General features: G+C 67.8%; 14 protein-coding genes. 10 read left to right on the plus strand and 4 right to left on the minus strand.

Going from position 1 to position 18091, the window contains the following annotated elements:
• The first annotated feature begins 105 nt into the window (after nucleotides 1–105).
• Nucleotides 106–1995 carry an ABC transporter ATP-binding protein gene (locus tag ALI144C_RS48300; RefSeq protein ID WP_076994817.1) on the plus strand — a complete coding sequence of 630 codons (1890 nt, stop codon included), beginning with the start codon at nucleotides 106–108 and terminating at the stop codon, nucleotides 1993–1995.
• A gap of 1346 nt (nucleotides 1996–3341) precedes the next feature.
• On the opposite strand, the gene ALI144C_RS48305 is transcribed toward ALI144C_RS48300, so the two are convergent.
• A complete protein-coding gene (locus tag ALI144C_RS48305; RefSeq protein WP_083754047.1) occupies nucleotides 3342–6152 on the minus strand; it encodes a DEAD/DEAH box helicase in 2811 nt (936 codons plus the stop codon).
• A 98-nt stretch (nucleotides 6153–6250) separates the two neighbouring features.
• On the opposite strand from ALI144C_RS48305, the gene ALI144C_RS48310 reads away from it, so the two are divergent.
• Together ALI144C_RS48310 and ALI144C_RS48315 are read left to right on the plus strand one after the other, a co-directional pair.
• Nucleotides 6251–7060: an ArsR/SmtB family transcription factor gene (locus ALI144C_RS48310; RefSeq protein ID WP_076994034.1), complete on the plus strand. Its 810-nt coding sequence runs from the start codon at nucleotides 6251–6253 to the stop codon at nucleotides 7058–7060.
• A 9-nt stretch (nucleotides 7061–7069) separates the two neighbouring features.
• Complete coding sequence (locus ALI144C_RS48315; protein ID WP_076994035.1) at nucleotides 7070–7873, plus strand: alpha/beta hydrolase; 804 nt, start codon at nucleotides 7070–7072, stop codon at nucleotides 7871–7873.
• Here ALI144C_RS48315 and ALI144C_RS48320 read toward each other — a convergent pair.
• Together ALI144C_RS48320 and ALI144C_RS48325 are read right to left on the minus strand one after the other, a co-directional pair.
• Nucleotides 7857–8828 (minus strand): DHH family phosphoesterase, encoded by a 972-nt coding sequence (locus ALI144C_RS48320; protein WP_076994036.1) that lies wholly within the window; start codon nucleotides 8826–8828, stop codon nucleotides 7857–7859. The genes ALI144C_RS48315 and ALI144C_RS48320 overlap by 17 nt on opposite strands.
• Before the next feature lie 4 nt (nucleotides 8829–8832).
• Nucleotides 8833–9372, minus strand: coding sequence for a CGNR zinc finger domain-containing protein (locus ALI144C_RS48325; RefSeq protein WP_076994037.1), 540 nt, complete (start codon nucleotides 9370–9372; stop codon nucleotides 8833–8835).
• Nucleotides 9373–9439: 67 nt separating this feature from the next.
• On the opposite strand from ALI144C_RS48325, the gene ALI144C_RS48330 reads away from it, so the two are divergent.
• Together ALI144C_RS48330 and ALI144C_RS48335 are read left to right on the plus strand one after the other, a co-directional pair.
• Nucleotides 9440–10732 (plus strand): MATE family efflux transporter, encoded by a 1293-nt coding sequence (locus ALI144C_RS48330; RefSeq protein ID WP_441297615.1) that lies wholly within the window; start codon nucleotides 9440–9442, stop codon nucleotides 10730–10732.
• Nucleotides 10733–10824: 92 nt separating this feature from the next.
• Nucleotides 10825–12054 carry an MFS transporter gene (locus ALI144C_RS48335; protein WP_083754146.1) on the plus strand — a complete coding sequence of 410 codons (1230 nt, stop codon included), beginning with the start codon at nucleotides 10825–10827 and terminating at the stop codon, nucleotides 12052–12054.
• Nucleotides 12055–12057: 3 nt separating this feature from the next.
• On the opposite strand, the gene ALI144C_RS48340 is transcribed toward ALI144C_RS48335, so the two are convergent.
• The gene (locus ALI144C_RS48340; protein WP_168211527.1) at nucleotides 12058–12819 is read right to left on the minus strand and encodes a helix-turn-helix domain-containing protein; all 762 of its coding nucleotides are present in this window, start codon (nucleotides 12817–12819) and stop codon (nucleotides 12058–12060) included.
• Between the two features lie 526 nt (nucleotides 12820–13345).
• Here ALI144C_RS48340 and truB point away from each other — a divergent pair.
• The 5 genes from truB (at nucleotide 13346) to ALI144C_RS48365 (ending at nucleotide 18081) form a co-directional block, all read left to right on the plus strand.
• Nucleotides 13346–14236 (plus strand): tRNA pseudouridine(55) synthase TruB, encoded by an 891-nt coding sequence (gene truB / locus ALI144C_RS48345; RefSeq protein ID WP_143231478.1) that lies wholly within the window; start codon nucleotides 13346–13348, stop codon nucleotides 14234–14236.
• Between the two features lie 29 nt (nucleotides 14237–14265).
• Nucleotides 14266–15216, plus strand: coding sequence for a bifunctional riboflavin kinase/FAD synthetase (locus ALI144C_RS48350; protein ID WP_076994041.1), 951 nt, complete (start codon nucleotides 14266–14268; stop codon nucleotides 15214–15216).
• An 85-nt stretch (nucleotides 15217–15301) separates the two neighbouring features.
• On the plus strand, nucleotides 15302–15781 hold the full coding sequence (locus ALI144C_RS48355) for a transcriptional regulator (protein ID WP_054294827.1): 480 nt from the start codon (nucleotides 15302–15304) through the stop codon (nucleotides 15779–15781).
• Complete coding sequence (locus tag ALI144C_RS48360; protein WP_076994042.1) at nucleotides 15778–16263, plus strand: 2'-5' RNA ligase family protein; 486 nt, start codon at nucleotides 15778–15780, stop codon at nucleotides 16261–16263. The genes ALI144C_RS48355 and ALI144C_RS48360 overlap by 4 nt, the downstream gene beginning before the upstream one ends.
• A gap of 1200 nt (nucleotides 16264–17463) precedes the next feature.
• A complete protein-coding gene (locus ALI144C_RS48365) occupies nucleotides 17464–18081 on the plus strand; it encodes a DUF4383 domain-containing protein (protein ID WP_076994043.1) in 618 nt (205 codons plus the stop codon).
• The last annotated feature ends 10 nt before the right edge of the window (nucleotides 18082–18091 follow it).

Here is an 18091-nt window from a genome sequence, read left to right on the forward strand (position 1 = left end):
TGCCCGACGAGTTGACCTCAACAAAGCTTGAGGTTCAAGACTGTCCAAGACCGCCGGACGAACCAGCCTGGGGAGAGCACCGTGGACCTGAACTTCTCGTCCTGGATGGCGATGGAGAGCGCCATGCAGGAAGGGGGCAAACGGATCGGCCGGGCGACTGTCCGCCGGATCATCCGGTTCGCCCGGCCGCTGCGCGGCGCCGTGCTGGCGTTGCTGCTGTTGAGCGCCGTTTCCGCGGTGCTCGCCGTTGCCACGCCCGTGATCGCGGGGCGGGTGGTGGACGCGATCATGAACAAGGAGGACAGCGGCATCGTCGTCACCCTCGCGCTGGTGATCGCCGCGATCGCGATCGTCGACGCGGTGGTCGGCATCGTCGAGCGCTGGCGGTCGGCGAGTGTCGGCGAGGAGCTCATCCTCCGACTGCGGCAGGCGGTGTTCGACCACGTGCAGCGGATGCCGGTCGCCTTCTTCACCCGAACGAGGACAGGCGCCCTCGTCAGCAGGTTGAACAACGACGTGATCGCCGCGCAGCGCGCGTTCACGATGACACTGTCCATGGTCACCAACAACATCATCGCGCTCGTGCTGACGCTCGTCGTGATGATCGCCCTGTCGTGGCAGATCACCCTGCTGGCGTTGATCCTGCTGCCGATCTTCTACCTGCCCGCACGGCGGATGGGCCGCAGGCTGGCCGGGATGGAACGCGAGGCGGCCGAGCACAACGCGGCGATGACAACCCAGATGACCGAGCGGTTCTCCGCCCCCGGTGCCACCCTGATCAAGCTGTTCGGCCGCCCGCAGGACGAGTCGAACGAGTTCGGCAGGCGCGCTCGCCGCGTGCGGGACATCGGCGTGCGCGCGGCGGTGAACCAATGGTTCTTCATGACCGCGCTGTCGCTGGTCTCCGCACTGGCGTTGGCATTGGTGTACGGCCTCGGCGGATACCTGTCCCTGGAAGGACAGCTGGACGCGGGCACGGTGGTCACCCTCGCGCTGTTGCTGACCAGGCTCTACCAACCGCTGACCGGCCTGGCCAACGCGCGTGTGGACGTGATGACCGCGTTGGTCAGCTTCGAGCGCGTCTTCGAGGTGCTCGACCTGCAGCCGTTGATCAAGGAGAAGCCGGACGCGCGGCAGGTGCCGGACGGCCCGGTCTCGGTGGAGTTCGACAACGTGAACTTCTCCTACCCGGCGGCGGACAAGGTGTCGTTGGCTTCCCTCGAGGAAGTGGCAGCGCTGGACAGCCGTGGCGGCGAACAAGTGCTGCACGGGATCTCCTTCCGCGCGGAACCAGGCCAGTTGGTCGCCCTGGTCGGCTCGTCGGGTGCGGGCAAGTCGACCATCGCGTCCCTCGCGCCCCGGCTCTACGACGTGGACTCCGGCGCCATCCGACTGTCCGGAGTGGACGTCAAGGACCTGTCCTTCACCTCGATCCGCGACGCCATGGGCCTGGTGACCCAGGACGGCCACCTGTTCCACGAGTCGATCGGCGACAACCTCCGCCTGGCCCGGCCCACAGCGGCAGACGAGGAACTCTGGGACGCGCTCACCCACGCACGCCTGGCGGACCTGGTCCGCTCCTTGCCGGACCAGTTGGACACAGTCGTCGGCGAACGCGGATACCGCCTCTCCGGCGGCGAACGCCAACGACTGACCATCGCCCGCCTCCTGCTGGCCAACCCCCGTGTGGTGATCCTCGACGAAGCCACCGCCCACCTGGACTCGTCATCGGAAGCAGCGGTCCAGGAAGCACTGGGAGAAGCCCTGGCAGGCCGAACAGCACTGGTCATCGCCCACCGCCTGTCCACAGTCCGAGCAGCAGACCTGATCCTGGTCATCGAAGCAGGCCGCACGGTAGAACGCGGAACCCACGAAGAACTGCTGGCAGCCAACGGCCGCTACGCGGAGCTCTACCGAACCCAATTCGACGACCGCCCCAACCAAAACAACACCCACACCCACAACCGAGCCCCGCAGCCAGCCGACGCGCAATAAATGCCCCCGCAACGCGCTACTGCGAGGTCTGGCCGGGGTATGAGGTGCAGAGGTATGGACAGGTGGGCGGTTGCGTAGGTCAACAGCGGATCGGCGAACTCGCCGACTCCACCACTGAACTCGCCATGCCCAGCCACGTCTACGCAGTGTGGGTCAGGACAGACAAGGTTGCGGCTCGCAGGCAAGCGGAGAGCACCAGCAGCCCAGCCGTGGTCGGCGAGCCTTCGGCGTGGTGCTGGAGATCTTGGGGGACGCCGGTCAGGCGAACCCGCAGGGCAGGGCAGGCGGCTCGCGCGCAAGCGCAGGGCGGGTGGCTCGCGCGCCAGCGCGGGGGTTTGCGGCTTGCGCGGAAGCTTGCACCTCGTGAGTGTTCACGCGGGTTAGAACCCAAGCCCGCGTAAACACTCACGAGGTGTTTCGGCCTGCGCGCAAGCGCAGGGGTTTGCGGCCGCGCGCAAGCGCAGGGGGTTGCGGCCGCGCGCAAGCGCAGGGGGTTGCGGCCGCGCCAGCGCAGAGCAACCCGCAACGGCTAGCGCGCAAGCGCAGGGGTGGGCTTCGGGGGTGTCTCCTGCCCGTCGGCCTGGGCGAAGCCAACCACGGGCTGTCAGGAGGTCGGCCTGCCCAAGGAGCCCCGGCGACAGCCATACCGATCCTCTTGATAGTCCGTGGTTCCCTGGGGCAGGTCGACGGGCAGGAGGCGCCCGCGCCTCGGGTACACACCACAGGATCTCGGCTTGGGCAGGGAGTACACCCACCCCATCTCCTGCTTTGAGGTCTGCCACCCGGCGAGGGGCTATCTTTTCCCCCGCAGGATCCCGAGCCTTGACCAGGAGTAAGGCGTGGTCACCCGACCCGGAACTGGAGATTCCGGGTCTGAAAAGACAAAAAGAAGGGGTCCCTCGCCGGGAGGCAGACCTCTGAGCAGGAGGTCTTCGCGCCGTGTTCCTCCCGGCGCATGTTTTTATGTCCCGGGGTTTCAGGGCGCGGGTGTCCCCTGCCCGTCGACCTGCCCCAGGGAACCACGGACTATCAAGAGGATCGGTATGGCTGTCGCTGGGGCTCTTTGGGCAGGCCGACCTCTTGACAGCCCGTGGTTGGCTTCGCCCAGGCCGACGGGCAGGAGACACCCCCGAAGCACCACTCTGCGCTAGCGCGCGGCTGACTTGGGTTGGCGGTCGTCTTGCCCTTGCGTTCGGAGAGTAGGCCACGCGCTTGCTCGCGCAGCCGCACACTCCGCTGCTTGGCTGCGGGTCGCCTACTCTGGCCGTGCTGGCCGGGGTTGAGGCGAGGGGTGTGCATGTTCATCAAGATCCGGTTGGACCTGTCTTTGCCGGGCATTTTTCGCGTTAGGAGAGCAGTTCGCGGATGTCTTCGGCGGTCAGGCTCGCGCCGAACATGTCTCCCTCGTCCAGCACGCTGGTGAAGAGTTCTGCTTTCTTTGCCTTCAGTGCCATCACTTTCTCTTCTATCGTGTCTTTCGCTATCAGGCGGTAGACCAGCACTGTCTTCGACTGGCCGATTCGGTGGGTGCGGTCGACTGCCTGTGCTTCCGTCGCTGGGTTCCACCATGGGTCGAGGAGGAAGCAGTAGTCGGCTTCGGTCAGGTTCAGGCCGAATCCGCCTGCTTTGAGGCTGATCAGGAATACGGGGGCCGTGCCGTTCTTGAACCGTTGGATTACCTTGTCGCGGTCGCGTGTCGAGCCGTCCAGGTAGCAGTACGGGATGTCCAGGCGGGACCGCACTATGTCCAGGAAGGTGGTGAACTGGCTGAACACCAGCGCGCGGTGTCCACCTGCGACGACGTCGTGCACTTGGTCGAGCAGTGCGTCGATCTTCGCGCACGGGAGGTCGCTGTGTTCTTCGTCGATCAGTGCGGGGTGCAGGCTCAGTTGTCTCAGCATCGTCAGCGACCGGAAGATGGTGAACCGGTTGGTGTTCATGTCCCTGACCATGCCGAGGATTCGTAGGCGTTCTCGTTGCAGGTGGGTTTGGTAGACCTTGCGGTGCTTGGGGTGCAGTTCGACGTGCAGCACCTGTTCCTGCTTCGGTGGCAGGTCTGTCGCCACCTGGTCCTTGGTCCGGCGTTTCACCAGTGGGCGGATTCTGCGCCGGAGTTGTGCCAGTAGGCCGGGTTCTCCGGTTCGTTCGATCCTTCGCGCGTAGTACTGCTGGAACCGCACGGGACTGGGGAACAGGCCCGGCGCGGTGATCGACAGCAGCGACCACAGCTCCATCAGGTTGTTCTCCATCGGCGTGCCTGTGATCGCCAGTTTGAACGGCGCGGGCATGCGCCTGGCGCACTGGTGCACCTTCGACTGGTGGTTCTTGACCACCTGCGCCTCGTCGAGCACCATCCCCGCCCACTTGATCTTCGAGTAACGGTCGAAGTCCAGGCGCATCAAGGTGTACGACGTCAGTACGATGTCCGCTCCGGCGATGAGCGCGGGCAAGTCCTTGTGCCGCAGTGTGTCCGAGATGGTCACCACGCGCAGCTCTGGCGCGAACCGGGCTGCCTCGGCCTGCCACGTTGTCACCACGCTGGTCGGCGCCACTACGAGGAACGGCGTGTCGGTTTTGGCGTGGCAGATGAGGGCGAGTGTTTGCAGGGTTTTGCCGAGGCCCATGTCGTCGGCCAGGATGCCGCCGAGGTCGTTCTCCCACAGGAAGGCCAGCCAGCGGAACCCGTCCAGCTGGTACGGCCGCAACCGGGCGTCCAGCGACTCGGGCACGTCGTACTCCGGCACCTCGTCCAGCAAGCCGCCGACCTGCTTGCGCCACGCGCCCGCCTGGTGGTCGACCACGCCGATGTTGACCAGGTCGTCCCACAGTCCCGCCTGGAAGCGGCTGATCCGCAACGAGTCGCTCCGCTGGTCGAGCAACCCGCGGGCTTCGACGATCAGCTTGTGCAACGTCCGCAGTTCCGGCTTCTGCAGGGAGAAGTAGGCGCCGTCCGGCAACAGCAGGTACGTCTCGTCCCTGGTCAGCGCCAGGAAGACGTCCATGAACGGCACCGTGCGCCCGTCGACGGTGATCGTCACGGTCAGGTCGAACCAGTCCGTCTTCCCCGGCGTGTCCGAAGTAGACAAGCCGATCCGGACCACGCTCGCCTCGCGGTAGTCCGGCCGCACACCGATGACCTCGACCTCGACGCCCGGCAGTTCGTCGAACCGGGCCAGCTCCTCCGTGGTGAACCGCATGGTATCCACGTCCCGCAGCGTTGTCGCCACGGGTTTCCGGGGCAGTCGGGCCAGGATCTCGCGTTCGGCGTCCGGGTCGCGGTAGGCCTCCGGCTCCGCGTCCAGCGCCGCGTGGAGCTCGGACGTGCCGATCCGGTAGAGCCATTCCCAGTCCAGGTCCAGCTCGTGGTCGTTGCGGTAGGCCGCGTTCAGCCGCAGCACCGGCCCGGAGATCGTCGGCGGGGCGAACGAGCCGTCCGACGACACGAACTGGGCGGTGTGCCGCAGCCGGGGGTAGTAGCGGTTGACGAACCGGTCCCGCTCCGAAACGGGGATCTGCAGCCTGTGCTCGCCGACAACCATGTCCTGCAAGGACTCCGGCGCGGGCTGGGCAAGCTTCGCCAGCCCGATCCGGCACTCGTCGGCCGCCCCGGTCTCGTCGAGCTCCTCCTGGCTGACGTACACAAGGCCGTGTCCCGCGCCGAGGAACCGCACAGCGGACGCCGGGCCTTGCCCTTCCACGCGGATGACCGGGGTGACGAGCAGACCGGCGTCACTGGTCACGTCCAGGCACAGTTCGGCGGGGTGGAAGTCGGCGTTGACCAGGGTGACGCCGACGCGCACCGCCTCGTCCAGCAGGGCCCACAGGTGCCGGGTGTCGAACCGGGCGAGGTCGATCATCTTGTCGTCACGGGGGATCATGTCCTGCGCCTGGTAGACCGCGTGGATCTCGCGCAGGACACGGACGTGTGCGGCAGCATAGCCCTCGAACGGGGTCAGCCTGCCCCAGCTCACACCGCCGCTGACCCAGCCGCTGCGGCCCTGCCGCACCAGTTTCGCGAAGACGGTGGGGCCTGAGCTGCGGGCGCGCGAGAGCAACGGCTCCGTCGCCAGTGTCAGCTCGATGCCCAGCGGCGCACCACCCTGCTCGGCGTCCGGGCTGAGCAGGGAGGTCAGTGACCGCTCCCAGTTCGATGGCACCCCGCCACGCTAGCGGCAGGGACCGACAGGGTTGACATGCAGCCGTACGGCTGCCTATTGTTCAGGCAGCCAAACGGCTGCCTATGCGAGGTGAGGGTATGGACGAAGTGTTCCGGGCGTTGGCCGATCCCGGCCGTCGATGCCTGCTGGACAGTCTCAACCGTCGTACCGGACAGACCTTGCGCGAGTTGTGCGGCGAGCTGGACATGGCGCGCCAGTCGGTCAGCAAGCACCTGGCGGTCCTGATCACCGCCAACTTGGTCACGACCGTGCGGCGCGGCAGGGAAAAACTGCACTACCTCAACGCCGAGCCGATCAACGCCATCGCCGACCGGTGGATCAACCAGTACCACCTCGGCCGGGTCCAGACGCTCGGCGACCTGAAGACCGCATTGGAGCAACGCACCATGGACAAGCCCGAGTTCGTCTACACCAGCTACATCAGCACCACCCCCGAGAAGCTGTGGCGGGCGCTGACCGAGCCGGAGTTCACCCGCCAGTACTGGGGTGGCCTCGCGCTCGTGTCCGACTGGCAGGTCGGTTCACGGGTCGACCTGCAGTACGAGGAAGGCGGGCCGGTCGAGGACCAGGGCCAGGTCGTGCTCGTCGCCGAACCGTACACGCGGCTCTCCTACAGCTGGCACCAGTTGCAGCCCATGCACGGGGAGATCTTCGGCCTGACCGCTGCGGAACTCGCCGAGGAGAACAAGCGGCGCCGGTCCAAGGTGACGTTCCTGCTGGAACCGGCCGAGCAGCAGGTCAAGTTGACGGTCGTCCACGACGACTTCGACGCGGACAGCTTGATGCACAAGGCCATCAGCGGTCAGCTGCCGCAGAGCGGCGGGTGGCCCCAACTGGTGTCGGGCCTGAAGACCCTTCTGGAGACAGGCAAGCCCGTGACCGCGTAGGTTGGCCGTATGGGGGCATCGAGGAGAGCACTGGTCATCGGCGGGGCCGCGGCGCTGGCCACCGGGTGTTCGACCGGGCAGACGACGGCGAACCCGCCCACATCGGACACGCCGACGCCGAAACCGGTCGAGTCGACGACCACGGTCACGGTCGCGTCGAAGGCGCGTGGCCGTGCGGTCAAGGTGATCACGATGGCACCGGACGGCCACGCGCCCGGCGGCCTGCCGAAGTGCGTGGCGCTGCACGGTCGTGGCGGTGACGCGAACTGGATGGTCTCGCTCGGTGTGCAGAAGTTCCTCACCGAGGTCGTGCGGGCCGGGGTGCCGCCGTTCGCCGTCATCTCGGTCGACGGCGGGCAGGAGACCTACTGGGTGGACGGGAAGCCCGGCGACGACCCGCAACGGATGCTGCTGACCGAACTCGGCTCGATCCAGGCCGCGTTCGGGATCTCCATGGGTGCCTTCGGGGCACTGCGGTTCACGCGGACACGGAAGGACCTCAAAGCCGTCGCCGCGATCAGCCCGGCGTTGTTCCGTGACTGGCCGAACGCCAAGGCCAAGCGCGTCTTCGCCGACCAGGCGCACTGGGAGGCCAACGAGCCGCTGCGGCACGTCGACGAGATCGCCGGTGTGCCACTCGGTGTCTGGTGCGGGGCAAGCGATCCGTTCATCACCGTGGCCAGGGCCCTTGCCGGCCGGGCACGCGCGGCCATCTCGTCGTTCACGCCCGGCGCGCACGACGAGTCCTACTGGGCCGGTGTGTTGCCCGAGGTCCTTTCCTTCGTCGGCAAACGGATCAGCGGGACAGCGTAGCCAGCAGGGCCTCGATCAGCGGCTCGATCGGGCCTTCCGCCGAGTACCCGGCGGCTCGGCGGTGCCCGCCGCCACCGAGCGCGGTCGCGACGTCCTTGACGTCCACATCGGACACCGAACGCAGCGACACGGTCCACGACAGCGGCTGCATCTCCTTGAACACCACGGCCACTTCGGCTTCCCGCGCCGATCGCACGATCTCCACGACGGACTCGATCTCCTCCGGCCGGACGTTCGCCGAGTCCTCGAGGGTGACGTACGTGTACACGACACCGCGGCCACCGGCGGCCGCCTTGTCCAGCTTCGCGCGGCCCAGCACGGTCGAGAGCATCGGCAGGAAGGTGAACGGGTGTTCTTCCATCAGCTCGCGCGCGGTCTTGTCGGGATCCACGCCCGCGGCCAGCAGCCGCGCCGCCAGTTGGTGCGTCTCCGGTGTCGCGCGGCGAAACGATCCGGAGTCGGTGACGATCCCGGCGTAGACGCAGGTGGCCAGTTCGCTGTCCAACTCCACTTCGAGGGCGTCCAGCAAGGCCGCCACCAGCGCGGCCGTTGCCACGGCGGTGTCGTCCACGAAATGGTGCGTGCCGTAGTAGGTGTTCGAGGCGTGGTGGTCGACGACGAGGACGTTGCCGCCCGCGGCGATCGTGTTGGCCACGCGGTCGCCGAGTTCGCCCAGCCGGGCGACGCTGCCCGTGTCCAGTGCGATCACCAGCGGGGCGACCTCGGGGACGGCCCTGGCCGGCACCAGCAAACCCGCGTAGTCCAACGGAAGGAGTGTTTCCGGGACGGTGTCGGGCGAACCGAACGACACACGGACCGTGGCGCCACGGCGGTGCAGCGCCAGCCCGAGGGCGAGCGCGCTGCCCAGCGCGTCGGCATCCGGGTTGACGTGGGCCAGCAGGGTCACGTCGGTGGCCGTCCGTAGCAGCTCTACCGCGCTGTCGAGATCGCTCACCCTCTTACCCTAGGGCCTGGTCGATGGATCGTTGCCGGGAACGGTGCGCAGCTACATGTACGCGGTTGGCGCATCGTGACGAGCAGTACCGCTTCGCGCGGTTGGTCGACGTGTCCAGGAAGTAGTTCTCGCAGTTCTCGTCCGCGCACCGGCCCCACCTGGACAGGCCGTACCGCACGATTCCCTGCGCGATTCCCCATGCCACCGCGGCGGCGACCTCGGTCGCTGGCGGCTCGTCCGGGTCGGCGACGTGGATGTGCCAGTTCGCCTCCGTGTCGTGGCCGGCGGACAGACGTGGCCGCAGGGGATAGGCCTCCAGCAGTTCGTTCACCGCGGTACGCACGCCCGGTGTGTTGTCCGAGACCGCGGCGGCGAGCACCTTGCACAAGCCGTCGGCGACTGGGCGCAGGGCGGTCAGGTCGTCGACGGTCAGCCGGCTCGCCCACCACGGCTCGTCGTGCAGTGCCTCTTGAAGTGCGGATACGTCCGCCAGTGTGGCGTTGGCCACGCGCAGGGCCACATCCAGGTAATCGGCGTTGTCCATGAACGGTCCTTACACCTACCCTGTCAGGGGTCAAACTCGATTGCACACCTTACCCAGGGGGATGCTCGTGACGCCGCTGAGGCGCTTGCTCTCGCTTGCCGTCCCCGCGTTGGGCGTGCTCGCCGCCGAGCCGCTGTACCTGCTGGTCGACACGGCCGTGGTCGGTCATCTCGGTGCCGTCCCACTGGCGGGTCTGTCGGTGGCGGGCATCGTGCTCGCGCAGGTGTCGACCCAGATGACCTTCCTGTCCTACGGCACGACCGCCCGTGTCGCGCGGTTACACGGTGCAGGCAGGCGGGCGGACGCGGTTGCCGAAGGGGTGCAGGCGACCTGGCTCGCGGTCTCGGTCGGTCTGGTGCTCATCGTCGCCGGGCAGGTGCTGGCGCGGCCGATCGCCGAGCTGCTGTCCGGCTCGCAGGAGGTGGCGGACGCCGCGGTCAGCTGGTTGCGGATCGCGTTGCTGGGTGTGCCGTTCATCTTGATCACCATGGCGGGCAACGGGTGGATGCGCGGCGTCCAGGACACGGTCCGCCCACTGCGTTACGTTCTCGCGGGCAACGGCCTGTCGGCGTTGCTGTGCCCGATCCTGGTGTACGTGGCCGACTGGGGCCTGGAGGGTTCGGCGATCGCCAACGTCGTCGCGCAGGTGATCTCGGCATCGCTGTTCGTCCGTGCGCTGATCGTCGAACGGGTCCCGTTGCGGCCGCACTACGCCAAGATGCGTGCGCAGCTGGGTCTCGGGCGTGACCTGGTCGTGCGCAGCCTGGCGTTCCAGGCGTGCTTCATCTCGGCGACCACGGTCGCCGCGCACACCTCCACCGCTGCCGTCGGCGCCCACCAGGTGGTCCTGCAACTGTGGACGTTCCTCGCGCTCGTGCTCGACTCGCTCGCGATCGCGGCGCAGTCGCTGGTCGGCGAGGCGTTGGGCAAGGAGGACGAACGGGCGGCGCACAAGGTCGCCTGGCAGGTGACCGGGTACGGGCTGGTGTTCGGGTCGATGCTGGGTGTGGTGTTCGCCGCACTGTCCACTGTGTTGCCACGGGTGTTCACGCCGGACGCGCAGGTGCTCGCCGAGATTCCCAACGCGTGGTGGTTTTTCGTCGCACTGCAGCCGATCTGCGGCGTGGTGTTCGCGTTGGACGGTGTCCTGCTCGGCGCCGGTGACGCGGCGTTCATGCGCAACGCCACCTTGCTGGCGGCGATCGTCGGTTTCCTGCCGTTCATCTGGCTGTCGATGGCGTTCGACTGGGGCCTGTCCGGGATCTGGACGGGACTGGCCGCGTTCATGGCCATCCGCCTGGTGACTGTGCTGTTGCGCACACGTTCCGGCGGGTGGGCTGTGGTGGGAGCGATTCGTTAGCATAGGTTTGCTATCTAATTGATCGGAGAGGGGTCGTCTTGCGCGCCGCCACCAAGGCGTGGGTGATCTGGGCAACGGCAGTGTTCGTCTACATGGCGGCGGTCTTCCACCGCGGCTCGCTCGGTGTGGCCAGCCTCGAGGCGTCGAACAGGTTCGGTGTCGGCCCCGCCGCGCTCGGCACGTTCACCGTGCTGCAGCTGCTGGTGTACGCCTCGATGCAGGTCCCGACCGGTCTGCTGGTCGACCGGTTCGGCCCGCGCAGGATCCTCACGGCGGCGGCTCTGCTGATGGGCACGGGGCAGGTGCTGTTCGCCCTCGTGACCTCGTACCCGCTCGGCCTTGTCGCCCGCGCGGTACTGGGCTTCGGCGACGCGATGACGTTCATCAGCTTGCTGCGCCTGGCATCCGCGCACTTCTCGGCGCGCCAGTACTCCCTTGTGGTCTCGCTCACCGCGGCGCTCGGCGGACTGGGCAACCTGGCGGCGACTGTGCCGTTGACGCTGCTTCTGCACAACGCGGGTTGGACGACGACGTTCCTCGTCACCGGTCTGGTGACGGGCGTGTACGCGATCGTCGCGTCCCGCCTGAAGGACACGCCGCACGGCCCTGCCCCGCGCACGGAAGCGACCAAGATCCGTGATGTGGCGCGCGGAGTGCGGGAGACATGGCGGATTCCGGGAACCCGGCTGGGGTTCTGGGTGCATTTCGCCACGATGCAACTGCCCGCTGTGCTGACGTTGCTGTGGGGATTTCCCTATCTCGTCCGCGCGCACGGCCTTTCCGAGGCGGTCGCCAGCTCGGTGGTCGGCGTGATGGTGATCGTGACGATCGTCAGCGGTCCGCTGATCGGTGCCGTGATCGGCCGTTGGCCGGAACTGCGGATGTTCCTCGTCGCCGGGTACCTCGTCGTCGCGGTCGGCCTGTGGGCCGTGCTGCTGCTGGGGCCGTTGCCGCCGGTCCTGCTCGGGGTCGTGTTCGCGGTGTTGTCGCTCGGTCTGCCGTTGTCGGCCATCGGGTTCTCGATCGGACGCGACTACAACCCGCTGTCACGCGTGGGCACCGCGAGCGGTGTGGTCAACGTCGGTGGGTTTCTCGCGACAACCCTTGCCGCGCTGGGCATCGGCCTGGTGCTCGACATCACGGACTCGTTCGAGTACGCGATGATCGTCTCGGTCGTGTTGACGACGCTGGGGACCTGGCGCACCGCCGTGTGGTGGCGGCGCACCAGGGCCCATGTGTTCGCGGCGCAGGCGCGCGGCGAACAGGTGCCGGTCCGGATCCGGCAGCGTCGCTGGGACTCGGTCGCGCTCAGCGCGTCGTGACCGTCACCAGATCAGCGCCCTGATCGTGTTCAGCGAGTCGTCCGGCGGCAGTGCGATCTCGGCGAGCCGGTCGAGTCTGCTGCGGATGACCGCCGTCTTGCCGGGGTCCTGCGTCTGGGCGAGGCCGAGCGCGGACTCGGTGAAAACGATGTCCGGCTCGTGCGGGTCGCTGAACGACAGCAGCATCACCGACCCGTCCAGTCCGCTGTGCAGACCGGCTGTCTGCGGCACGATCCGCAGCGTCACGCACGCCAACTGCGCCCGGTCGACCAGCAGGCGCAGCTGCTCGCGGTCGACTCCCTGGTGCAGCACCGGTTCGTGCACGAACGAGTGCAGGACCAACGGGTTCTTGCCGAGCAAGCGCTGTTGACGACGTAGCCGGATGCTCACCGCCGTCTGCGGATCGGTCGTGTGCTTGAGGCTGGCGCAGGCGTACTGCTCGGTCTGCATCAGTGCGGGCAGGGTGCCGAGCTGGAACTCCGTCAGGTGCTCGGCCTCGTGCTCCATGCACACGTACCCGGAGTCCTTGAGGCCGAAATCGCGCCACCAGCCGCGTTTGCGGGCCAGCTCCCACAGCGCCAGCGGGTCTTCCCAGTCGTGCCGGGGCAGGCCGTAGACGCGGAGCATCGCGCGCAGCTCGTGGTAGCCGGGCAGTTGCCCGTTCTCGATCCGGCTGAGCTTCTGCAGGGTCATGTGCAGCCTTCGGCCTGCCTCGTCCTGCGTCATGCCAGCCAGTTCACGCAGCCGCTTGAGCTCCCTCAGCAATTGGCGGCCGTGATAGTTGGGAGGTGTCGGTGTTGCCATGTGCCCTTGTCTCTATACGGGATCGTAATGCCGCCGGACGGTAGGGAGTGACCTGACGGATCACGATTCTTTCCCAGTAGAGTCAACTTCCACGAGGTCAAGGGTTGCGAGTGACCCGGTGCGCCGGATCGCCTCTCCGACAGGCAGAACAAGCTGGTCGCGGCGGTCGCCGGGGCACGGGCGGCCGACTCATCGCCTGCGCGATTACATTCGCGGACGTGCTTATGTTGCGGCAACCGGGATCTGGCGGGTCGATGTCGGCGAATCCGCTGGTCACACCGCTTTCGATGGGCGACTACTTGCCCGTTCGGGTGGTTTTGCGCGCCGGACGGCTCCGGGCGGCCCGCGACGCCGAACTGCCCGTTAGACCGGGATTACCGCCTTCCGGAAACCAGGAAGCGGTTCGGTGGTTGTCCGCTTCGGCCAGCCGTATCAGGCATACCTTGCCGTGTCCCGGGACGCGGATGCGAGGATTCCCGTCGTGTCCGTGAAACGCCCCGCTGTCCCGCCCGGTCTCGTCGTCGTCGACAAGGCGCCGGGCATGACGTCCCACGACGTCGTCGCCAAGGTCCGCCGGATCCTCGGCACTCGTAAGGTCGGCCATGCCGGGACCCTCGACCCGATGGCCACCGGTGTGCTGGTGCTCGGGGTGGAGCGGGCCACCAAGCTGCTCGGCCACCTGGCCATGGACACCAAGGTCTACCTGGGCACGATCCGGCTCGGCTCGTCGACGACCACCGACGACGCCGAGGGCGACACGTTGTCCGAAGTGGACGCTTCGGGTGTCTCCGACGAGGCGGTCCACGCCGGGATCGGCAAGCTCACCGGCGACATCATGCAGGTGCCCAGCTCGGTCAGCGCCGTCAAGATCGACGGGAAACGGGCGTACGCGCGGGTCCGGGAAGGCGAGCAGGTCGAGATCCCCGCCCGGCCGGTCACCGTCAACCGGTTCGACGTGCTGTCCATCCGGCGCGCGGACGGAGTGGTCGAGATCGACGCCATGGTCGACTGCTCCTCCGGCACGTACGTGCGCGCGCTGGCCCGTGATCTCGGCGCCGACCTCGGTGTCGGCGGTCACCTGGCGGCGCTGCGCCGGACCAGGGTCGGACCGTTCGACCTGCGTGTCGCCCGCACCCTGGAGCAGCTCGAGGAGAACCCAGGCCTGTCGCTCGACCTGGACACCTCGGTCGCGACCGCGTTCAAGCGCTACGACGTGGACGAACGGCAGACCGCCGCACTGCGCTACGGCCAGCGGATCCCCGCGGCCGGAGTGACGGGCACCTACGGCGTCTTCGACCCCGACGGCCACGTGCTGGCGCTCGCGACCGACGAGGGGCCTGTGGCGCGGCCCATAGTCGTACTCGCCCCGGCGGGATGAACACCCCTGGACCACGTAGGCTCGGGGCCGTGCAGCGATGGCGCGGGTTGGAACATATTCCGGGCGGCTGGGGGCGATGCGTTGCCACCATCGGCGTGTTCGATGGCGTGCACCGGGGGCACCAGGCCCTGATCGAGCGAGCGGTCGAGTTGGCCGGTCAACGCGACGTGCCCAGCGTGGTCGTCACGTTCGACCCGCACCCGTCCGAGGTCGTGCGGCCGGGCAGCCACCCGGCGCAGCTGACCACGCTGCGCCGCAAGGCCGAACTGGTCGAGCACCTGGGCGTCGACGTCTTCTGCGTGCTGCCGTTCACCGTCGAACTGTCCAAGATGCCGGGGGACGAGTTCGTCCACGAGGTGCTGGTCGACCGGCTGCACGCGTCGGCCGTCGTGGTCGGCGAGAACTTCCGGTTCGGACACAAGGCGCAGGGTGACATCGAGCTGCTGACCAAGCTCGGGCACCGGTTCGGGTTCAGCGTGGAGGGCGCCAAGCTGCTCACGTCGGCGACCAACGGCGAGATCACGTTCTCCTCGACGTACATCCGCGCCTGTGTGGACGCTGGGGACGTGGTCGCCGCGGAGGCCGCGCTCGGCAGGCCGCACCGTCTCGAGGGCATCGTGGTGCGCGGTGACGGCCGCGGCCACCAGTTGGGGTTCCCGACCGCGAACCTCTCGACTCCCCGGTACACGGCGGTCCCCGCGGACGGCGTCTACGCGTGCCGGTTCACGTCGCTCAGCGGCAGCGCCCAGCGCTCGCTGATGGCGGCGGTCTCGGTGGGCACCAACCCGACCTTCTCCGGCCGCGAGCGCCGGGTCGAGGCGTTCGTCCTCGACGTCGACGAGGACTTCTACGGTCAGCGCGTCGGGCTGGACTTCGTCGAGCGGTTGCGTTCGATGGAGCGCTACGACACCGTCGAGGCGTTGCTCGAGCAGATGCACGCCGACGTGGCGAGGACCCGGGAGATCCTGAGCGGCTCCTAGGCGCGGCCCAGATCTGGCAAATCGCCTCGCTAGGGGCTCTGGCCTGGCAAGATGCAGGGGAACCAACCTGCGACGAGGGGCAAAGGTGGAGGACCAGAAGATCGTCCAGCGCAACCTGGAGCTGCAGAAACAGTGGTACGGCGAGCCGCTCGGCGACCGTGTCCGGCGGCTCGTGGTGGCGTTCGACGTCTCACAGGCGAACCTCGCCGACGTGCTGGGGATCAGCGCGCCCATGCTCAGCCAGGTGATGAGCGGCAGGCGGGCGAAGATCGGCAACCCGTCGGTGCTGGCGAGGCTGATCATGCTCGAGCGCAAGGTGCTCACGCCGGAGGTCGCGTCCGGCCGCAAGGAAGCGCTGCAGAAGGCCCTTGAGGACGTGCGGGACTCCAAGCCGACGGTCAGCCGAGACATGTTGCCGGTCGACCCGGGCAGGGCGGACCGGGCGGCGCTGGCGCTGCTGCGCAGGGCGGCGAGCGCGGACGAGTTGACCGAGGCCGCTCGTCTGCTGGACGGCCGTTACCCCGCGCTGGCCGAGGTGCTGCGCAGGGCCGGTGCACTGGCGTGAGGCTGTTCACCGCAGCGATTCCACCGCGTGAGGTGCGCGAACACCTCGCCGAAGCGCTCGCCACGACCAGTGGCGCCGACTGGGTGCCCCAGGAAAGCTGGCACATCACCATCGGTTACTACGGCGAGGACGACCCAGCGGCTCGCGCGCCGTGGGTCAGGGAACGCACGCAGGGGCTCGCGGCGCCCAGGGTGTCGTTGACCGGCGCGGGCAACTTCGGACACACGCTGTGGATGGGCGTGTCCCGTGTGGACCCCGCGTTCGACGCGCTCGGCAGGGCGCTGCGGTGGAACGACCGGCACGAATGGCACCCGCACCTGACGATCGGCCACGGAGACCCGCTGGCCCTGCCATATGAAAGTCCTGAGTGGACGATCAACGAGATAGTCCTGATCGGCGCGGCCCAGCGCTACGAGTACACCGTTCTCGACCGGTTCGAGTTTGCGGCGAAGGCCACCTCACCGGTACCTGACGCCCCTTGAGTCCCCTGACACCGGCCACCCACGAAGAGCTCGGAATGGACAGCCGCGAAGCGTACCGCCGATGCCTGCCCGGCGGACCGTGGCCGAGTTCGTGCCGGGTAATCCTGCGCCTGCCGACTCAGCCGAGTGACAACCGGCGTGTGATCGGTGCGAGCGCCAGCTGACCATGGTTCCAGCCTCGGGCGCTTGAGAGTTACCAGCGCAGGCCAGCCTGGATCGGCTGGGTGCCAGCGCAGAGCAGCAGAAGCCGCAGCCAACCACACGCCAGAGCAGAGCAACCGCAGCCGGGCCTTGGCCGGGGAGTGGGCGAGGGTAGAGGGTTTGGGGCCTGAGCGCAAGCGCGGGGGTTTGCGGCTTGCGCGCAAGCGCAGGGGTGGGCTTCGGGGGTGTCTCCTGCCCGTCGGCCTGGGCGAAGCCAACCACGGGCTGTCAAGAGGTCGGCCTGCTCAAGGAGGCCCGGCGATAGCGGTACCGATCCTCTTGATAGTCCGTGGTTCCCTGGGGCAGGTCGACGGGCAGGAGACACCCTCGCCTCGGGTACACACAACAGGATCTTTGCTTTGGGTAGGGAGTACACCCATTCCATCTCCTGCCCAGAGGTCTGCTCCCGGCGAGGGGCTATCTTTCCCCCGCAGCATCCGAGCCTTGACCAGGAGTAAGGCGTGGTCACTAGACCCGCAATGGAGATCCTGGGTCTGAAAATACGAAAGACGAAAAGACGAAAGACGGACCCTCGCCGGGAGGCAGACCTCTGAGCAGGAGGTCTTCGCGCCGTGTTGCTCCCGGCGCACGCTTCAGTGACCCGGGGTTTCAGGGCGCGGGCGTCCCCTGCCCGTCGACCTGCCCCAGGGAACCACGGACTGTCAAGAGGATCGGTATGGCTGTCGCTGGCGCTGGTTGTCGTGGGCCGACCTCTGGACAGCCCGTGGTTGGCTTCGCCCAGGCCGACGGGCAGGAGACACCCCCGAAGCCGACCTCTGCGCTTGCGCGCGGCCTGGCAGTGGTGGGCTCGGCTTGCGCGCGGCCTGGCAGTGGTGGGCTCGGCTTGCGCGCGGCCTGGCAGTGGTTGGGCTCGGCTTGCGCCACGGCGACGACCGCAGCCAGCGCGGGTTGGCTACAGTGGAACGTATCCGGTTTGGGTTTGCCGCCTGAATTGCCGGGAACCCTGGGGGCGACATTCGCATCCCCAGGGAGTTGGTCATGGCTGAGTCAGTACGGGCCCGCCTGCAGCCCACCCAGGTGCTGGCCGGACTCGTCGGATTGGCGTTCCTCGCGCTTGGCGTCATCGGTTTCGTACACACCGGCTTCAACGACTTCGCCGGTCAGGGCCACACGATGCTGTGGGGCGTGTTCGCGATCAACCCGCTGCACAACGTGATCCACCTGCTGTTCGGCTTCGTCGGACTGCTGATGGCGTTGACGTCGGCCACCTCGCGGCTCTTCGGCTGGGTGGTGTTCGCCGGGTACGGTGCGCTGCTGGTCTGGGGCCTGATGCTGGTCGGGCTGACGTCGACCAACCCGGTGTCCGAACTGGGCAACCCGCTCAACCTCAACGTCGCGGACAACTGGTTGCACCTCGGCATCGCCCTGCTCGGCCTGGTCATCGCGATCGTGCCGTTGCGGCGCAAGGTCATCGAGACCGAGCCGGAGCCGGTCCAGGTTGCCCCGATGCAGGAGCCGGTCACGGATCCCGTTCCGGCGCAACAGCCCCAGACGGTCGCGGCGACCGACGAGACCGTCGCCAGGCAGGAAGAGCCGAAGCCGCGCGGTCTGCACCGGTTGAGCCGCCTGCGCAGCAAGGGAACCACAGCGCACTGACGCTGCGGGT

The sequence above is a fragment of the Actinosynnema sp. ALI-1.44 genome (genome assembly GCF_001984155.1).
Lineage (GTDB): Bacteria > Actinomycetota > Actinomycetes > Mycobacteriales > Pseudonocardiaceae > Kibdelosporangium.

Bases quoted from the DNA above. Each gene is read 5' to 3' on its own strand.
- ALI144C_RS48300 (WP_076994817.1), top strand. From the start codon at position 106: ATGGCGATGGAGAGCGCCATGCAGGAAGGGGGCAAACGGATCGGCCGG.
- ALI144C_RS48310 (WP_076994034.1), top strand. From the start codon at position 6,251: ATGGACGAAGTGTTCCGGGCGTTGGCCGATCCCGGCCGTCGATGCCTG.
- ALI144C_RS48315 (WP_076994035.1), top strand. From the start codon at position 7,070: ATGGGGGCATCGAGGAGAGCACTGGTCATCGGCGGGGCCGCGGCGCTG.
- ALI144C_RS48325 (WP_076994037.1), bottom strand. From the start codon at position 9,372: ATGGACAACGCCGATTACCTGGATGTGGCCCTGCGCGTGGCCAACGCC.
- ALI144C_RS48335 (WP_083754146.1), top strand. From the start codon at position 10,825: ATGGCGGCGGTCTTCCACCGCGGCTCGCTCGGTGTGGCCAGCCTCGAG.
- ALI144C_RS48365 (WP_076994043.1), top strand. From the start codon at position 17,464: ATGGCTGAGTCAGTACGGGCCCGCCTGCAGCCCACCCAGGTGCTGGCC.